Below are 15,040 nucleotides of genomic sequence, written 5' to 3' on the forward strand. Positions count from 1 at the left end.
TTCTTGCTTGGCGTTTTTCTGCCGCCGCAATGGTAGAGAGAAAGATCTTGCGGTGCTGCTTTCAGCGGCCGCCCTGCGCGGCCACCTCAAGCGATCGGTCCGGGCATGCGACGGGGTGGCGTGGTGCCTAGTTGGAAGATCTGCTTGGCCGCGAGTGAGACTTGCGGCGATGATGCGTAGCGCAGGTTTTCTGGCTGCGTATCCGTAGCATGCCCGTGCTCTGGGTCAGAGTTCATCGCCGCGGACGTGATTTGCGCTCATCCTGATGGCGCTACAACGAGTGCCATGCGTGGCATTACGTCAATGTGACTCGAGAGATCTTTTGCCCGGCAACGGTGCCACAGCCGTTGCATGCAGATCCCGAACGCGATTCACGGGTGTGCAGGGCACCCGTGAATCGCAGCCCTGCAAGATCTTTCTCTTCACCCAGGCTGATGCAGAAAAATGCCAAGCAAAAAAACCGTGCCAGCGATGTGACGAGCTTGAGTTACTGCGAGTCGATGCGGGGCAGTGGCTGCGTGGGGGCGCCTCGTGGCCGAGTGGAGCGGACACCGTAGGGAGCGCGCAGGCGCGGACGAGGTGAGCGAACACGGTGTCCGGCGCGCAGGGCGCCGGACCGGCCACGTGAAGCCCCCACGCAGCCACTGCCCCGCATCGACGTCCATAAGTACCAAACCTTCCCCCTCAATCTGCCCCCCCTGATCACCCCGATCAGCAACCGCCAAGGCCAGCCCGAATCACAGCGTCTCGGGCCCTACAAATAAGATTCCCTATTTGCCGCTACGTCTACTCGCTGTAGACCGACGCCGTGGTGTTGCGGTGCGCGTGGAGGCGCGGTTGGCTGTGGAGGTGTCCGCCGATACCGTGTCAACGTTTTCCGCAGCCGCCTGAGCCGCCGCAACTGCAACGGATTTCGCGGCCTTTCTTGTGGCCGGGGCCGTGGCTGACTTGACCGACTTAGCCGCGGGTTTTGTTGCTCGCTTGGCGACAGCCTTGCTATCCGATTTCGCCTTGACCGCCTTTTCCTCATGCGCCAACGCCCGCTGTGCGGCTTCGCGGAAAATGGCTTCGACTTCTTCGAGGCAGGCGCGAGCCCGCTCGCTCAGCGGACCTGTGGCTTCCAGTACGTTGCGCATGGTGCCAAATGCATTGCGGATCTCGTCTGCCGACGCGCCTTCGAGCAGCTTCGGCATGGCTTGCAAGGCGCCTTGGCGGTCCAAACGCATCATCAGAGCTTGGTCGCGAGCGAGATCTTTGAATTCCTGCAAAGCCAGATCGGAATCGGTGTCTGCTCGCAACTTGCGCAGCATGGCAAAACTGCGCTCGTCAAAGCTGCCTTCGGCGCTGGAGACATACAGCATCATGCGGATGGCGGCTTCGGATACGCCGCCCTGATCCAACTGGCTGCGTAATTCGTTTGCCCGTTGTTCCATGAACGCCCGATGTTCGGGAGAAACACCCGGATGATTGCGCGGGGCAACGCCTTTCTTGGCGCCCAGGCCCGCCCAGTCCTGCACTACGGGCGATCCATAGATGTTCATGAACATCTGTTCCCCGGCCGCATCACGCAACTCTTGCCACATATTCAGGCCGGTCACGATGTTCCTGGACACCATGCGCTCCATCATGACAAAGGGATTCGTGGAATCGGCCGGACGGCGATGTTCGCGCGCTCGTTCCGCTATCTGCGCTATCGGCGCGATCCAGGGGTTGGCGTCGGAAATCAGCTCGTAGGGCAGGCGTAGCGGATGCATGCGTTGCATCCATTCGGCGGATTGGGGTGTCACAGCCGCCCGGACCCAGGGCTGGACAAAGCTGCGATACAGGCCCAGATTGATATCCGAAATCCGCGCTACGGCGGCAAAGCGGCGGTCGTCTTCTTCGTTGCGCTGCACGATGGCACGCACGTCGTCGAGCTTGCGGCGCGCGAACGATACGACATAATCGCCCTCGGCGAGGTCCGCATTGAGCGTCTCGGGCGTCTTGTCTGCGATCTCGGCCTGGTAAATGCCAGCAGGCAAGACATCGATCAAGTCGATGTTGGCTGTGAACTCCTGGTGTTCTTTGCGGGCGACGGCGCCCGACACAAAAATGCCCAAGTGCCCGATGCTCTCGTGTACGGCGTACACAATGGTTTGGCCATGCGCCAGCACTTCGGCATCATCCTGGTACAAGTCGGGAATCCAGCCCAGCGCCTGAGGCGGAGGCGTGATGTTGTCGCCCTTGGAGCAGAACACAATGATGGGCGACCGAATATTGCGCAGGTCGATGCGGATGCCATCCGAGGTCACTAGACCCGCCGTCGCCAAGCGATTGCCGATGAACAGGTTATCGACGATGTATTGGATTTCCGGCGCGTTCAGAAAAACGTGGCCGCCCCACCAGCGTTCAAAATCCAGATAGCGCGAGGCCTCGGTATCGACCTTGGCATACAGGTTGTACTGCTTGCTCCACAGCGTATTGGCGGGATTGAGATTCTCGAAATTCTGCACCAGCCAGGCGCCGTCAAAGCGTCCTTGGCCCAGATCGCTGGCCATTTCAGTCAGCCAGCTGCCGCCCAGCAGTCCGCCGCTGTAGCGCATGGGGTTCATGCCACGCCAGCCTGCCCAGTACGATAACGGAGCACCGGCGACGATGATAGGGCCGAACAGTTCGGGCCGCATGGCGGCCGTCATCATGATTTGCCACCCGGCCTGGCAATTGCCGATCACTACCGGTTTGCCTTCGGACTCGGGATGACGCGCGATGATTTCCTCTAGGAACCGTGCCTCGGCGCGCATGACGTCTTCGACGGTTTGCGTGTTGGTGGGCTGCGGCAGAAACGAGGCGAAATAGCACGGGTGGCCGGCACGCAAAGCCACGCCGATCTCACTTTCGGGTTTGAACCCTCCGATACCGGGCCCGTGGCCAGCACGTGGATCCACGACTAGAAAAGGCCGTTTTTGCGGGTCAACTGGCACATCTGCGGGTGGCAGGATGCGCAGCAGGCCATAGTTGACCGGCCGGTCGAGCTCGCGGCCATCGAGTATCAGCTCGGATTTCATGCTGAGTACGTTCGGATGGCGCTTGGCCATGTGACGGTGATACTGGTTGCCCCGCTGACGCATGACGTCGGCGTACAGCACGCTGCGTTGCAGGGTATCAACGGCGTAGTCGTAAGCAGCCGTCCAAGGGGTGGATGGCACAGAAGCGGGGGCGTTGCGATCGTTGGCAGGTTTGGCCACGGCGATCTCCGGTAAAGCAGCTAGCCGGGCGCGGCTGCGCTGACGAGATTGGGTTATCAATGATCCAATTACAGCGCATTAAATGTTGCAACGCAACATCGGTTTGCATTCGTTTGCAGGTATCCCCCGAGGCACGTCGGTGAATATCAATCGCACACAAAAAAGGGACAGGTCAATCTGTCCCGAATGCGTGAAATTCCGGTCGCTGCGGGCGCAATTCACTGATCCTGCCCCGACAGGCGGAAGCTCAATTCGTCATCAATCCCGCGCGTCTTGATTGAATTGCAGCCAAGTTTGAACCGCGGGTCGCTGCCATTGTGCGTCCGCATAGGCTTGCAGGGCGGTAGGCAGCTCATCGGCGCCTGCCAGCCGACGCAGCATCAGGGCGAGTTCGGTGTCTGCTATGGTCCACGAGCCGAATAACAGTGTCTGCCCTTCTGGCAACAGGGTCTGCGCGACACGCAGCAGCTTTGCGGCTGCCGCCTGAGCGGCATCGCTGAGAGGGGCAGGGTGTGCGCCATGAAACACGACATCCGTCGGCCGTGCATCGCGCAGGGCCGCCAGATCGCTGCGCAACCACGCTTGAACCTGCCGCGCGCGCGCCCGCAACTGGGGCGTGTCGGGGTAGAGCGCCGGATACTCGGGTGCGGGAAAAACGTCTTCCAGATATTCGATGATGGCGCTGGATTCGGTCAGGTGAAACGCATCGTGTGTCAGGGCGGGGACGCGACAGGTTGGGGCGCGGCTCGTATAAGGCGCCATGCGCTGTTCGCCCGCCTGCAAATCCACCAGCCGTAGTTCGACAGGCAGGCCTTTTTCCCTCAGCGCGACATAGGCCGACATGGCATAGGGGCTCAGGAACTGGGCGTCGACGTAGAGCGTCAAGGGCGAGGCAAGCGTATCCGACAAGATAAAGTTTCCGTGGCGGCAAACCAGTCAAACTGCAGTGCTGTAGCGGGCCGCTTCCACTATCGAGCACAGTTCACAGCGTAACGCAATCACGCCGTTACGGCATCCGGGTGCCGCTGAGGGCGGGGCGAGCGTTGTGTTCCGCCCACGCCGTGCGGCTGCCGTTCGTCAATCGACGATAAACAGCCGCGCCCCGATGGGCGTGGACGAGCGATGCGCCTCGGCCTGATCGGCGACCTGATAGCTCATGCCCGGGGTCAAGACAAAGCGCCGGCCGTCTTCCAATTCCGTGTGCAGCTCGCCTTCCAGGCAGAGCAGGATATGCCCCTTGCTACACCAATGATCGGCCAGATAACCCGCCGAATAGTCAACCATGCGCACTCGGATATCGCCAAATTGGCAAGTGCGCCAATAAGCCATGCCAGTATCGCCGGGATGTTCGGTAGGTTCGATCGTTTGCCAATCGGTGGTGCCGAACGGGATATCGTGCATTTTCATGTTGCGATCGCTCTCGTTATCGGTGCTATGCCGCTATTTTCTTTTGCCAGAACATGGCTTGGCCGGTGTCGCTGGCCAATTCGTAGCCTTGGTAACCGGTCTTGCGATAAAGCGCTTTGGCAGCCTCATTGCCTTGCAATACCTCGAGCGTGATCTTGCAGCAGCCGCGCGCAAGCGCGGTCTGATCCAGGGCCGCCAACAGCTGTTGCGCAATTCCCTGTCCGCGAAATCGCTCGGACACCATGAAATCATGCAGATTCAATAGCGGTTTACAGGCAAAGGTGGAAAAACCTTCCAGGTAGATTGCCAGGCCGGCTGGCTGGTCGTCTTTCAGAGCAATTAACGCGCCTGCTGTAGGGCGCTTTGCCAGCTCGGAAATCAGGTTGGCGCGCGTGTAGTCGGATAGCGGCTCATTGCCCCCCATGGGACCTTCGGCGTATTCGTTCAGCAGCGAGACGACCATGTCGCCATGAGCGGGGTTGTTGAAATCAGCATTGATGATGGTTAGCACGGTGACATCCAATATCGGCGGCTGCAGGCTAATGATGCAGCTCAGAACAGGTACAGAAGCACATTATGCCGTGTGCCGCTGCAGCGGTCTTTTTGTCCGAAATTGCCGGCAGCCACGCTCCCCCGCCTCGCGAGGGGCTGTGAACTGGATGATGCACCGTGTTCGGCCGTCGAGTAGGTAAACTGCCGGCATACGTTGACTTGCTGCGATTGGAGTTTTCCCATGCCCCATTCATCCGTCCCAGAGCCGCATCTGGCTTTGCCGGGTGGGAATGGCTGGGCGGGCTTAAAGGCCTGCCTGCCCATCATGATCGGTTATTTTCCCGTAGCCGTGACGTTTGGCGTGGCCGGGTTGTCTACCGGGCTGTCTCCTGTACAAGTCGTGTTGATTTCGGTCTTGGTCTATGCAGGGGCCAGCCAGTTTCTGCTGCTGGCCTCGATCAAGGCCGGTACGCCGTGGCTATGGGTTGTCGCCCTTTGCTCGCTGCTGAATGCGCGCCATCTGCTGTATGGTCCGTTGCTCTCGCGCTTTCTGCCCGAGCGGCTCGGAACGCGCTTGAGGCTCGCGTTTTTGCTGACTGACGAAGTATTTGCCACGGCCTTGAATCGTATTGGACCTGTCTCTCCCGAGCACCGAAACCGATGGATGACGTTGCTCGGTTTGGGCGCCTGGTTGACCTGGATTGCGGGCACTGCCGTGGGCGTCTATGCCGGTGATGGTCTGGAGCATCACTTTCCCATGTTGTCCCAGGTCATGCGTTTTGCCCTGCCGGCGCTGTTCCTGGCCCTGGTCTGTCAAAGCGTTACGCGTCCTCTGAGAGGCGCCATCATTGCTGCGCTGCTTGTCGGCGCGGCATGTTCCGCCCTGGGCCATACGACTCTCGCGATCTTGGCCGCCGCTGTGGTGGGGTGCGTGACTCATCGATTGCAGAGCGCATGATGATAGGCAGCCAACTTGACTTCTGGGTGGCCGTTATTGCGATGGCTGTCATTACCTACCTGACGCGCGCGTTGCCGTTTTTGCTCTCGAGCCGTAGTCGATGGCTGCGGCGGCTGACAGAGGGGTCGTCTTTGGCCGCTTTAGGGCCTGCTTTGCTGGCGGGCATTGCGACGGCTGTCATCATGCCTGATGTGATGGCGTTGTCGGGGGTGTCCGAGATTTTGCCTTATGCGGGAGGATTACTGGCGACGGCCCTATCTGCGCGTCGGTTGGGGAATGCTGGGGTGGCGGTGATCGTGGGGGTGGTTGTGTATGGGGGGTTGTTGTTGGTGGTGGGGCGGTAGGCGTTTGATTGTTGGGAGGGTGGGGTTCTTGAGACGCCGGACATCGCTGGACAAAGGCCATGCCGGCCCTATCGCCCGGTCTGGCCGCCTGCGCGGCCAGACTTCCCTTCACCTGCCTAGTCAGGCGGGGCGGCTGGGCAAACTCGCTCCGCTACGCTCCACTCAAACATGCCCAGCCGACTACCCCCCGCCTGACTAGGCAGGTTCGGCGGGCTCTACGGGCCGGCATGGCCTTTGTCCAGCGATGCCCGGCTCGCGTAATCTTCAAGCCACGTTCAAAGCAGTCGGCATCCGAGGCCAGCCGTTGCTGTGAGTTCCTGTCGCGTACCGGAGTGCCGTGCCGGGCCGTTGAGCGCGGATTTAGCCTCGCGTAGCGAGGCCGAGCCCCCTGCTCATGGGGCGAGTCCGTGCGATAGGCCCGGCACGGCACTCCGGTACGCGGCAGGAACGCCTTAAAAGAGATGCTCTGTACTGAACGTACTGAACGAAACCCTGAACATTTCCCTAGCGTACTTCTCGGTTACCCCGAAATCTGCACGCCAATCCAGAATAACGCCGCCGCCAACAGCATCGAAGCCGGCAAGGTCAGCACCCAGGCCAGCAGGATATTGCGCACGGTGCTGCCCTGCAGGCCGCTTCTGTTGGCAATCATCGTCCCCGCCACGCCGGACGACAGCACGTGTGTCGTGGAAACAGGCAAACTGAAAACGTTAGCCATGCCGATGGCCGCCACGGCCGTGAGCTGTGCCGACATGCCCTGCGCGTAGGTCATGCCTTGTTTGCCGATCTTTTCGCCGACGGTCAGCACTACGCGACGCCAGCCCACCATGGTGCCGATGCCCAGGGCCAGGGCGACTGCCACGATGACCCAGAACGGTGCATATTCGGTGGTGGCGGTGAGGTCCGCACGTAGCCGATGCAAGTCTGCGCGATCACGGCTTTCCAGGCCATCGAGGGCCGCGACTTTCTTGGCCGTGTCGTCCAGGCACAGCAGATAGCGGCGCACCGTGATGCGTTTTTCGGGCGAGAGCTCGTCGTAGTGTGTGACACCCTGCAGGTCGTTTTGCAAAGCGTCAATCGTGGCCAGCGTCAGCTGCGGATGGCAGTGAAATTGTTCGGGCAGATCCGTGCTCTCGTTCCTGTTCTTGGAGATGGCCAGGAAGTCGTCCAGGGTGGGCTGGTGCCGCATATAGAACGCGCTCAGGTGTGTCGCGGCATCGCGTGTGCGGTCGATCTGATAGGAGGTGCTGTTTTCGTTCAGCACAAACTGCGCGGGCACGATGCCGATCAGCACCAGCATGATCAGGCCTATCCCTTTCTGGCCGTCATTCGATCCGTGGACAAAGCTCACTCCCATGGCCGACAGTACCAAAATCAGACGATTCCAGAAGGGAGGGTGCTTTTTTGAGTCGAGTTCGCGGCGCTGTTCCGGGGTCTTGTGCATTTTGGAGGCAGGCCACCAGCGCTTGAATAGCAGCAACAAGCATCCCGCTGCCAGAAAGCCGGCAATCGGCGAGGCGACGAGCGACAGGCCTATGTCGATGGCCTTGCCCCAATTGACGCCCGCGGCGAGCGGCAGATCGGTCATCAGGGCATTGGCCAGACCCACACCCAGGATCGAGCCGATCAAGGTATGCGAACTGGAGGCAGGGATGCCGAAATACCATGTGCCCAGATTCCAGGCGATGGCGGCTGCCAGCATGGCAAACACCATGGCGAGCCCGCGGCCGGTGTCGACATTGATCAGCAATTCGACCGGCAGCAAGTGGACGATGGCATAGGCAACGCCGACCCCGCCCAGTAATACGCCTAGAAAATTGAAAATTCCCGACAGCATCACAGCCAGATGCGGCGGCATGGCCTTGGTGTAGATGACGGTGGCGACGGCATTGGCGGTGTCGTGAAAGCCATTGATGAATTCGAAGGCCAACACGAATGTCAGGGCCAGAACCAGGCTGACGCCAATCCAGAAATCCAGACCAGAGAAGAGATGAAACATGGGAGGGGAGGGGGTAAGAGGCGGTGAGCGTAGGCGCAATTATTGCAGATTTGTGACCTGTCACTGGCCGCGCCCTGGGGTGTCCATAATGCGATAGCATCACTTTTTCCATCCATCCTTCATGCTTGCCGCCATGTCTACCTCTGCCCAGCCTCTCGCCCGCCGCCATCCCGATGACCTCCTTGTGGGTCTGGTCTCGATTTCCGATCGCGCCTCGTCCGGGGTGTACCAGGACGAGGGCCTGCCGGCCTTGCGAGATTGGCTGGGGACTGCGCTGTCCTCATCCTGGCAGGCGTCTGAGCGCCTGGTGCCCGACGATGCCGCAGCCATTTCCGCCGCGCTGATTGAGTTGGTGGATGTGGTGGGCTGCGATCTGGTCCTTACGACAGGCGGCACTGGTCCGGCGCGCCGTGATGTGACCCCTGAGGCCACGCTGGCGGTGGCCACCAAGGAAATGCCGGGTTTTGGCGAGCAAATGCGTCAAGTCAGCCTGAAATTCGTTCCCACTGCGATTCTGTCACGGCAGGTCGCTGTCATCCGGGAGACGGCGGATCATGCCGCATTGATCATCAATCTGCCCGGCCAGCCCAAAGCCATTCGAGAGACCCTCGAGGGGCTGCGCGATGCCTCCGGCGGCGTGGTCGTGCAGGGCGTTTTCGCCGCTGTGCCGTATTGCATCGATCTGATCGGCGGGCCGTATTCAGAAACGCACGAATCTGTGGTGAAAGTCTTTCGGCCCAAGTCAGCATTGCGCAAGCCTGCTGCCTGAACCCTGCAAAGCGAACCGGGGCGCGGTCGTCGGCGGTGTGGGCTCGGCCAGGCAGCCTGCTTTGCGGCTCGACGATTGGCCAGTCGATGCGGCACACCATGATCTTGCGGACATACTCGACGCGTCATCTACCGACAGCACGCAGACCATGCGTCATGTGGTGCGCTATAGTTGCCCGGGTCCTGCTTTTTTCTTGGAATACAGTGTCATGAATTTGAAAGTCCCTGCGCTCTTGGTTTGTGTCGGCGCCCTGGCGGGTTGTGCTTCCGTAAAAGACATCACCGCACGCGAGCCCGTGTTTTATGGATCGACGTCGCGTCCCGCAGAGGAATACGTGCAATGCGTGGCGTCTGCCTGGAAGGGGCAGGGCACGGACGCCGTGCGGCAGCCGGTGCGTAATGGCTACGAGTTGGTCGTGCACGGCAGCATGGGCGTCGAGGCCGTGCTGACGGCAACGACATGGAAAGGCAAGACCGACGCGAGTCTCTCGACACGTATTCAACGCTCGAGCACCGCGTTGGCCGAGGCTGCAAACCTGTGCCTGTAAACATGGTGAATTACCGCACGATGATGCAAGCGATGGTTGGACATAAGATGAGCCGCGTAACGCCGACGCGGGCGACTCGTCCGCTGACAGGCCGCCGCACTATCCTGCAAAGGTGTGCTCGTTTGGCGAGCCAGGTGGCGTTGTTGGCTGCGGCTTGCTGCGCGGCGGTTGCTCAGGCGCAGGGCTACATCAGCCGTACGCTCGACGTGCCTGTGCCGGGCGGCGTGGCTGTGGTGCCCTTGGGGGCTGCAGATAAAGCGCCCCAGGCTAGCTTCAACGGCCATCGCGTCATGGTCATTCGAGACAGCGATCAACAATGGATTGCCGTGGTCGGAATTCCTCTGGGCACCAAAACCGGGACACAAACGTTGCAAGTGCAGGGCCGTCCCGCGGCTCAGTTCAATGTCGGCACCAAGGAATATGCTGCGCAGCACATCACGCTGAAAAACAAGCGACAGGTGTCTCCCAATCCCGACGATCTGAAACGCATTGAGCGCGAGCTCGAAGAGCAAGTTTCCGCCTATCGCATCTATCGCGATGGTGTGACACCGAGCAATGTGATTCTGGATCGCCCGGTGGACGGAGGACGTTTGTCCAGCCCCTTTGGGTTGCGGCGATTTTTCAATGGCGAAGAGCGCAATCCCCATTCGGGCCTGGATTTTGCCGTGCCTACCGGAACGCCGGTGAAAGCACCCGCAGCCGGGCGTGTCGTTCTTGTCGGGAATTTTTTCTTTAACGGCAACACGGTTTTTGTCGATCATGGACAGGGCTTTATCAGCATGTTCTGCCATTTGTCGGCGATCGACGTCAAGGTGGGCGATGAGGTCGCACGCGGCGCCGTGGTCGGTAAAGTCGGTTCTACAGGGCGCGCGACAGGGCCTCACCTGCATTGGAACGTCAGTTTGAACGATGCGCGGGTCGATCCTGCTATCTTCATCGGCGCGGCGAACAAGCGCTGAGCACGGCGTACAACTGGTACGTTCCCGACCGCGCCGTGCGCCGCTCAGGGCAATGGCACAGTGAGCCGCGGCGCTCCGGCTCGCATGGTGGTCATCAGGGGCTGTGGCGATACGCCGGTGTTTCAGTGCGTACTCTCTTGCAATGCGGTATCCAGAAAGCGCCTGAGCAACGGCGCCTGATCGTCCGCACGATAGGCCAGCAATACCCGGCTGGCGGCATCGGGCGTGGCGAGCTCGCAATAGGCGACGCCGGGAATGCCGGTTTTCATATAGGTCTCTGGCAATACAGAGACTCCCATTCCGGCAGCGACCAGACCCACAATGGTGGCGCCTTCGCGCGCCTCTTGCCGGACGTGCGGCGCAAAGCCGGCCCGGCTGGCCAGGACCGTCACGTGTTCAAACAGCCCGCATCCCAGGCCGCGGGGGAACAAGATAAATGACTCATCAGCCAACGCGGACATAGGCAGCGGTCGGCACGGCCGGGCCAACGGATGATCGCTCGGCAGCACGGCCACCAGCCGGTCTTGCCAGAGTTGCGACACCGCAATATTGGCGGGCGGTTCGAACAATGGCGACGGGCGCAAAAAGCCAATATCCACCGTTTTCTCTGCCAGCGCCCGCAATTGTTGGCCGGTAGACATATGCGTCAGGTCGGCGCGCGCACCAGGGTGACGTCCGCGAAATGTCTGCACGATGTGCGGAAAGGCCTCGAACATCGGGACCGAGGCTGTGAACGAGATCCGCAACTCGCCCGCCTCGCCACGAGCGGCTTGACGCACCACATCGCCGGCGCGGTCCAGATAGCTCAGCGCATGTCGGGCTTGTTCCAGAAACAGTGATCCGGCCTCAGTCAGCTCGACTTTGCGATTGGTGCGGTTCAGCAGCGCCGAACCCAATTCCTCTTCCAGCGCTTTGACCTGCAGGCTGAGGGGCGGTTGGCTGACGTGCAGGCGGCGTGCCGCGCCGCTGAAGCTGAGTTCTTCGGCGACGGCGACGAAATAGCGAAGCTGGCGAAAATCCATGGCTATTTGATTTCCAAATAAATAGATGGAAAAAACGGTATTGGACGATATTAATGGGCCAGGCGATCATGTTTCAACCCGGTGCCAGTCGGCAATAGACCGCGACAGCAACCTCCATCGCCACATTGACGTGCGGCGCCATGAAATCACGTCATAAAATCAGGAGACTCACATGATTGAGCCATATTCAGACCAGATCGCCGTGCGCATTGCCATGCCTGCGGGGCGTGTTGCCCGAGGGCTTGGCAGGATGTGGAGCGGATCCTTTGCCAAAATCGCGCTTACCTCTGCCTGCCGCAGCGTCGCGGCAGTGCTTGGGCTTGCTGCGGTGTTATCTAGCGGCCCCGTTTACGCCGCCGATTTTCCGGATAAACCGATTCGTATCGTCGTGCCCTATGCCGCTGGCGGCGGCGTGGATATCGTGACGCGGCTGGTCAGTGAAAAAATGGGCGCAGCCCTGGGCCAGCCCATCATCGTGGACAACCGTCCCGGCGCAGCCACCAATATCGGCATGGCCGCCGTCGCGCAGGCTGATGCCGATGGCTATACCTTGCTCACCGCTTCGAACACCTTGGCGAGCAACGCAGCGCTGTTCTCGAATCTGACCTTCGATCCGGCGCACGATTTTGCGCCGGTCGGCAGCATCGGCTACGCGCCGCTGGTGGTGGTAGTGCCCGAGGCGTCGCCCAACAAAACCCTCAAGGATCTGATCGCCTATGGGAAATCCCATCCGGGCAAGCTGACGTACGCCTCGGCGGGCAGCGGCAGTTCCGGCCATCTGGCCAGCGAGCTGGTCAAAGCCGAAGGCGGATTTGACGCGCTGCATGTGCCGTACAAGGGCGGTGCACCGGCGATTACGGATCTGCTGGGACAGCGCATTGATTTCATGTCGATCAACCCGCTGGAGGTGGTTTCGCATATTCAATCCGGCAAGTTGCGTCCCTTGGCGGTATTGAATGCACAGCCGACGGCCTTGTTGCCTCAGGTACCGACAACGGCGTCTTTGGGCCTGCCCGAGGCTGTTGCCACAGTATGGTGGGGCCTGGTAGGTCCGAAAGACATGCCGGAGCCCGTTGTGAAACAGTTAAACGCGGCCCTGCAGCAAGCCTTGCAGGATCCCGGCGTGCAAAAACGTCTGGCGGACCTGGGTGCGACGGCAACGCCAGGCAGCGCGTCGGCCTTTGGAACATTCGTGGCCGACGAAACTGCGAAATGGACCAAGGTCATCAAGCAGGCCGGCATCAAGGCAGATTAATGAGAAACGCGGCCACTGTCTTTACGCACGGTCAATGCTGTGAGCCTCGGGCACGGTCTTTTATGAATGATCGGCGCAGCCAGCGCCGATCACAGTCTTTACACATGAGCAATAGCGAGAGTCTGTCATGGAAACATCGAAACAAGGATTAGTCGTCAGCGCGCACTCCGCGGATTTTGTCTGGCGGGCGGGAGGAGCGATTGCGCTATATGCCAAGCGCGGCTGGACGATGACGGTCGTATGTCTGTCGTTCGGCGAACGGGGCGAATCGGCCAAGCTGTGGAAACAGCCTGGAATGACCATGGCGCGCGTCAAAGAAGACCGCCGCCGCGAGGCAGAGCGCGCCGCGGAAATCCTGGGTGCGAACATTCGCTTTATGGATCTGGGAGACTATCCCTTGCGCGTATCCGACGAGGCCTTGTTTCAGCTGGCAGATATCTATCGCGAGCTGCGTCCGGAATTCGTGCTGACACACTCGCAGCGCGATCCGTACAACTTCGACCATCCGCTGGCCACGCATGTGGCCCAGGAGGCTCGCGTCATCGCGCAGGCGCATGGCCATGAGCCGGACACGCCCGTATTGGGCGCGCCACCCGTATTTCTATTCGAGCCTCATCAGCCCGAGCAATGCGAGTGGAAACCGCAAGTACTGCTGGATATCTCTGAAGTCTGGGAAAAAAAGCGCCAGGCTTTTGAATTGATGGCGGCGCAGGAGCACCTGTGGGAATACTACACACGCGTGGCATTGCAGCGTGGTGCGCAGGCCTCGCGGAACTCCGATCGGAAGATCCGCTATGCCGAGGCGTATCAGCGCGTGTTCCCGCAAGTGACTGAGGAACTGGCCTGAGCGTAGGGCTCAGGGTCGGGAATTAACGATGGTTGCGTTGCGGGGGACGGGGCGTGCTGGGCGCGCGCTCGTCCTTATGACGGAAATTGATGCGGCCCTTGGTCAGGTCGTAGGGCGACATTTCCAGGGTGACGCGATCGCCAGCCAGAATGCGGATGCGGTGTTTGCGAATACGGCCGGAGGCGTAAGCGCCAACTTCGATACCGTTGTCCAGGGTGACGCGATAGCGGCTGTCAGGCAGCACTTCGTCAACAATGCCGTCGAGTTCGATCAGTTCTTCTTTTGCCATATATGACTCTCCTAGGTCGATGCGCGCGCAGGCCGGTGAGGGCATACGCGCCGCCCGCAGGCGGCAAACGCGGGGGCCCAAGTCTGCTTGGGCCGCGATGGAACATAAACATGTCCCGGCGGGTTCGGGTACAGGCCGGATTTCCTGGCGGAACCCGGGATGGGTACTCATGCCACTGGGGCAACATGCGCGCGAGGCGCGGCTTGGTCGCGATGCCGCGCAAGGTGCGCGCCACCGGAAGAAGCGGGGTAGTACGGGCCGTGCTCAATAATACCGATGCCTGATCGGGGCCTTACCCGGGCAGGGACTTTATGCACAGAACAACTAGACATAATACGCCAATCCTGGCTATTTGACCAGGGTTTTCCCGTATTTCGTTTCCGGCTACGCAGGGCCAGCTTCCGGGTATTGCGGCAAATCGTCCTTGATGTCGTGCCACGGCGCCTTGCTAGCGACGTACACATGGCTCGTGGCCTTGATGCCGGGATCATCGTCCAGCGCGCCCAGCGGCAATCCATAAGTCTCCGGCGTCAGGTCAAGGCGCGACAAGAGCGGCGTGCCGCAGGCGCTGCAAAAACCTCGGTAGCTGCCTGGTGACGAGCTATACCACGTGACATGGTTCTCTCCACGAGTCCAGGCAAAGTCTTTGGCTTGTACGGTGGCGCGGGTGAGAAAGGCCGAACCATGGGCCTTGCGGCACATGACGCAGTGGCAATTCACGGCTTGAGTCAGCGGGCCGGTAATTTCGTAGGCAACACGGCTGCACAAGCAGGAACCTTTCAACATGGAACGCTCCGGGATGAGTAGGAACCCTAATATATACCGGGGCCTGGATCGGGATGCCAGAGGCGCGGCCGTTGCTACATGACGATTTGGTTGCATAGGCCCTCTACGTCACTGTTTTAGGGGCCTCGGCAGTCTTTCTCCA

Annotated in this window: 15 protein-coding genes; 7 read left to right on the forward strand and 8 right to left on the reverse strand. The window is 60.5% G+C overall.

What is annotated here, in order from left to right:
- Positions 1 to 770: 770 nt before the first annotated feature.
- The 4 genes from CAL20_RS06740 to CAL20_RS06755 form a co-directional block, all read right to left on the reverse strand.
- Positions 771 to 3,224, reverse strand: coding sequence for a DUF3141 domain-containing protein (locus tag CAL20_RS06740; protein WP_094821529.1), 2,454 nt, complete (start codon positions 3,222 to 3,224; stop codon positions 771 to 773).
- A 258-nt stretch (positions 3,225 to 3,482) separates the two neighbouring features.
- The gene (gene yfcF, locus CAL20_RS06745) at positions 3,483 to 4,133 is read right to left on the reverse strand and encodes a glutathione transferase (RefSeq protein WP_094837494.1); all 651 of its coding nucleotides are present in this window, start codon (positions 4,131 to 4,133) and stop codon (positions 3,483 to 3,485) included.
- A 168-nt stretch (positions 4,134 to 4,301) separates the two neighbouring features.
- Positions 4,302 to 4,631, reverse strand: a complete 330-nt coding sequence (locus CAL20_RS06750; RefSeq protein WP_094821527.1) for a DHCW motif cupin fold protein — start codon at positions 4,629 to 4,631, stop codon at positions 4,302 to 4,304.
- A 25-nt stretch (positions 4,632 to 4,656) separates the two neighbouring features.
- The gene (locus tag CAL20_RS06755; protein ID WP_094822090.1) at positions 4,657 to 5,142 is read right to left on the reverse strand and encodes a GNAT family N-acetyltransferase; all 486 of its coding nucleotides are present in this window, start codon (positions 5,140 to 5,142) and stop codon (positions 4,657 to 4,659) included.
- Between the two features lie 222 nt (positions 5,143 to 5,364).
- Here CAL20_RS06755 and CAL20_RS06760 point away from each other — a divergent pair, with 222 nt between their 5' ends.
- Both CAL20_RS06760 and CAL20_RS06765 read left to right on the forward strand, forming a co-directional pair.
- Positions 5,365 to 6,081, forward strand: a complete 717-nt coding sequence (locus tag CAL20_RS06760) for an AzlC family ABC transporter permease (RefSeq protein WP_094837495.1) — start codon at positions 5,365 to 5,367, stop codon at positions 6,079 to 6,081.
- On the forward strand, positions 6,081 to 6,425 hold the full coding sequence (locus CAL20_RS06765) for an AzlD domain-containing protein (protein ID WP_094822089.1): 345 nt from the start codon (positions 6,081 to 6,083) through the stop codon (positions 6,423 to 6,425). The genes CAL20_RS06760 and CAL20_RS06765 overlap by 1 nt, the downstream gene beginning before the upstream one ends.
- A 520-nt stretch (positions 6,426 to 6,945) precedes the next feature.
- On the opposite strand, the gene CAL20_RS06770 is transcribed toward CAL20_RS06765, so the two are convergent.
- Complete coding sequence (locus CAL20_RS06770; RefSeq protein ID WP_094821525.1) at positions 6,946 to 8,424, reverse strand: inorganic phosphate transporter; 1,479 nt, start codon at positions 8,422 to 8,424, stop codon at positions 6,946 to 6,948.
- A 133-nt stretch (positions 8,425 to 8,557) separates the two neighbouring features.
- Here CAL20_RS06770 and mog point away from each other — a divergent pair, with 133 nt between their 5' ends.
- From mog to CAL20_RS06785, 3 genes are all read left to right on the forward strand, one after another.
- On the forward strand, positions 8,558 to 9,193 hold the full coding sequence (gene mog / locus CAL20_RS06775; protein WP_094837528.1) for a molybdopterin adenylyltransferase: 636 nt from the start codon (positions 8,558 to 8,560) through the stop codon (positions 9,191 to 9,193).
- Positions 9,194 to 9,401: 208 nt separating this feature from the next.
- Positions 9,402 to 9,740, forward strand: coding sequence for a hypothetical protein (locus CAL20_RS06780; protein ID WP_094821524.1), 339 nt, complete (start codon positions 9,402 to 9,404; stop codon positions 9,738 to 9,740).
- Positions 9,741 to 9,787: 47 nt separating this feature from the next.
- Positions 9,788 to 10,699 (forward strand): M23 family metallopeptidase, encoded by a 912-nt coding sequence (locus CAL20_RS06785; RefSeq protein WP_094822087.1) that lies wholly within the window; start codon positions 9,788 to 9,790, stop codon positions 10,697 to 10,699.
- A gap of 122 nt (positions 10,700 to 10,821) precedes the next feature.
- On the opposite strand, the gene CAL20_RS06790 is transcribed toward CAL20_RS06785, so the two are convergent.
- Positions 10,822 to 11,721 carry a LysR family transcriptional regulator gene (locus CAL20_RS06790; RefSeq protein WP_094821523.1) on the reverse strand — a complete coding sequence of 300 codons (900 nt, stop codon included), beginning with the start codon at positions 11,719 to 11,721 and terminating at the stop codon, positions 10,822 to 10,824.
- A 250-nt stretch (positions 11,722 to 11,971) separates the two neighbouring features.
- Here CAL20_RS06790 and CAL20_RS06795 point away from each other — a divergent pair, with 250 nt between their 5' ends.
- Both CAL20_RS06795 and CAL20_RS06800 read left to right on the forward strand, forming a co-directional pair.
- On the forward strand, positions 11,972 to 12,976 hold the full coding sequence (locus CAL20_RS06795; protein WP_094822086.1) for a Bug family tripartite tricarboxylate transporter substrate binding protein: 1,005 nt from the start codon (positions 11,972 to 11,974) through the stop codon (positions 12,974 to 12,976).
- Between the two features lie 127 nt (positions 12,977 to 13,103).
- Positions 13,104 to 13,823, forward strand: coding sequence for a PIG-L deacetylase family protein (locus CAL20_RS06800; protein WP_094837496.1), 720 nt, complete (start codon positions 13,104 to 13,106; stop codon positions 13,821 to 13,823).
- A gap of 22 nt (positions 13,824 to 13,845) precedes the next feature.
- Here the strand turns inward: CAL20_RS06800 and infA are convergent, their stop codons facing one another.
- Both infA and CAL20_RS06810 read right to left on the reverse strand, forming a co-directional pair.
- The gene (gene infA, locus CAL20_RS06805; RefSeq protein WP_094821521.1) at positions 13,846 to 14,112 is read right to left on the reverse strand and encodes a translation initiation factor IF-1; all 267 of its coding nucleotides are present in this window, start codon (positions 14,110 to 14,112) and stop codon (positions 13,846 to 13,848) included.
- Positions 14,113 to 14,496: 384 nt separating this feature from the next.
- Positions 14,497 to 14,898 carry a GFA family protein gene (locus CAL20_RS06810; protein ID WP_094821520.1) on the reverse strand — a complete coding sequence of 134 codons (402 nt, stop codon included), beginning with the start codon at positions 14,896 to 14,898 and terminating at the stop codon, positions 14,497 to 14,499.
- Positions 14,899 to 15,040 lie beyond the last annotated feature (142 nt).

Source organism: Bordetella genomosp. 4 (assembly GCF_002261185.1).
Taxonomy (GTDB): domain Bacteria; phylum Pseudomonadota; class Gammaproteobacteria; order Burkholderiales; family Burkholderiaceae_B; genus Bordetella_A.

Excerpts from the sequence above, each read along its gene's own strand:
- CAL20_RS06750 (WP_094821527.1), bottom strand. The coding sequence starts at position 4,631 with ATGAAAATGCACGATATCCCGTTCGGCACCACCGATTGGCAAACGATC.
- CAL20_RS06760 (WP_094837495.1), top strand. The coding sequence starts at position 5,365 with ATGCCCCATTCATCCGTCCCAGAGCCGCATCTGGCTTTGCCGGGTGGG.
- CAL20_RS06765 (WP_094822089.1), top strand. The coding sequence starts at position 6,081 with ATGATAGGCAGCCAACTTGACTTCTGGGTGGCCGTTATTGCGATGGCT.
- CAL20_RS06770 (WP_094821525.1), bottom strand. The coding sequence starts at position 8,424 with ATGTTTCATCTCTTCTCTGGTCTGGATTTCTGGATTGGCGTCAGCCTG.
- mog (WP_094837528.1), top strand. The coding sequence starts at position 8,558 with ATGTCTACCTCTGCCCAGCCTCTCGCCCGCCGCCATCCCGATGACCTC.
- CAL20_RS06780 (WP_094821524.1), top strand. The coding sequence starts at position 9,402 with ATGAATTTGAAAGTCCCTGCGCTCTTGGTTTGTGTCGGCGCCCTGGCG.
- CAL20_RS06785 (WP_094822087.1), top strand. The coding sequence starts at position 9,788 with ATGAGCCGCGTAACGCCGACGCGGGCGACTCGTCCGCTGACAGGCCGC.
- CAL20_RS06790 (WP_094821523.1), bottom strand. The coding sequence starts at position 11,721 with ATGGATTTTCGCCAGCTTCGCTATTTCGTCGCCGTCGCCGAAGAACTC.
- CAL20_RS06795 (WP_094822086.1), top strand. The coding sequence starts at position 11,972 with ATGTGGAGCGGATCCTTTGCCAAAATCGCGCTTACCTCTGCCTGCCGC.
- CAL20_RS06800 (WP_094837496.1), top strand. The coding sequence starts at position 13,104 with ATGGAAACATCGAAACAAGGATTAGTCGTCAGCGCGCACTCCGCGGAT.
- infA (WP_094821521.1), bottom strand. The coding sequence starts at position 14,112 with ATGGCAAAAGAAGAACTGATCGAACTCGACGGCATTGTTGACGAAGTG.
- CAL20_RS06810 (WP_094821520.1), bottom strand. The coding sequence starts at position 14,898 with ATGTTGAAAGGTTCCTGCTTGTGCAGCCGTGTTGCCTACGAAATTACC.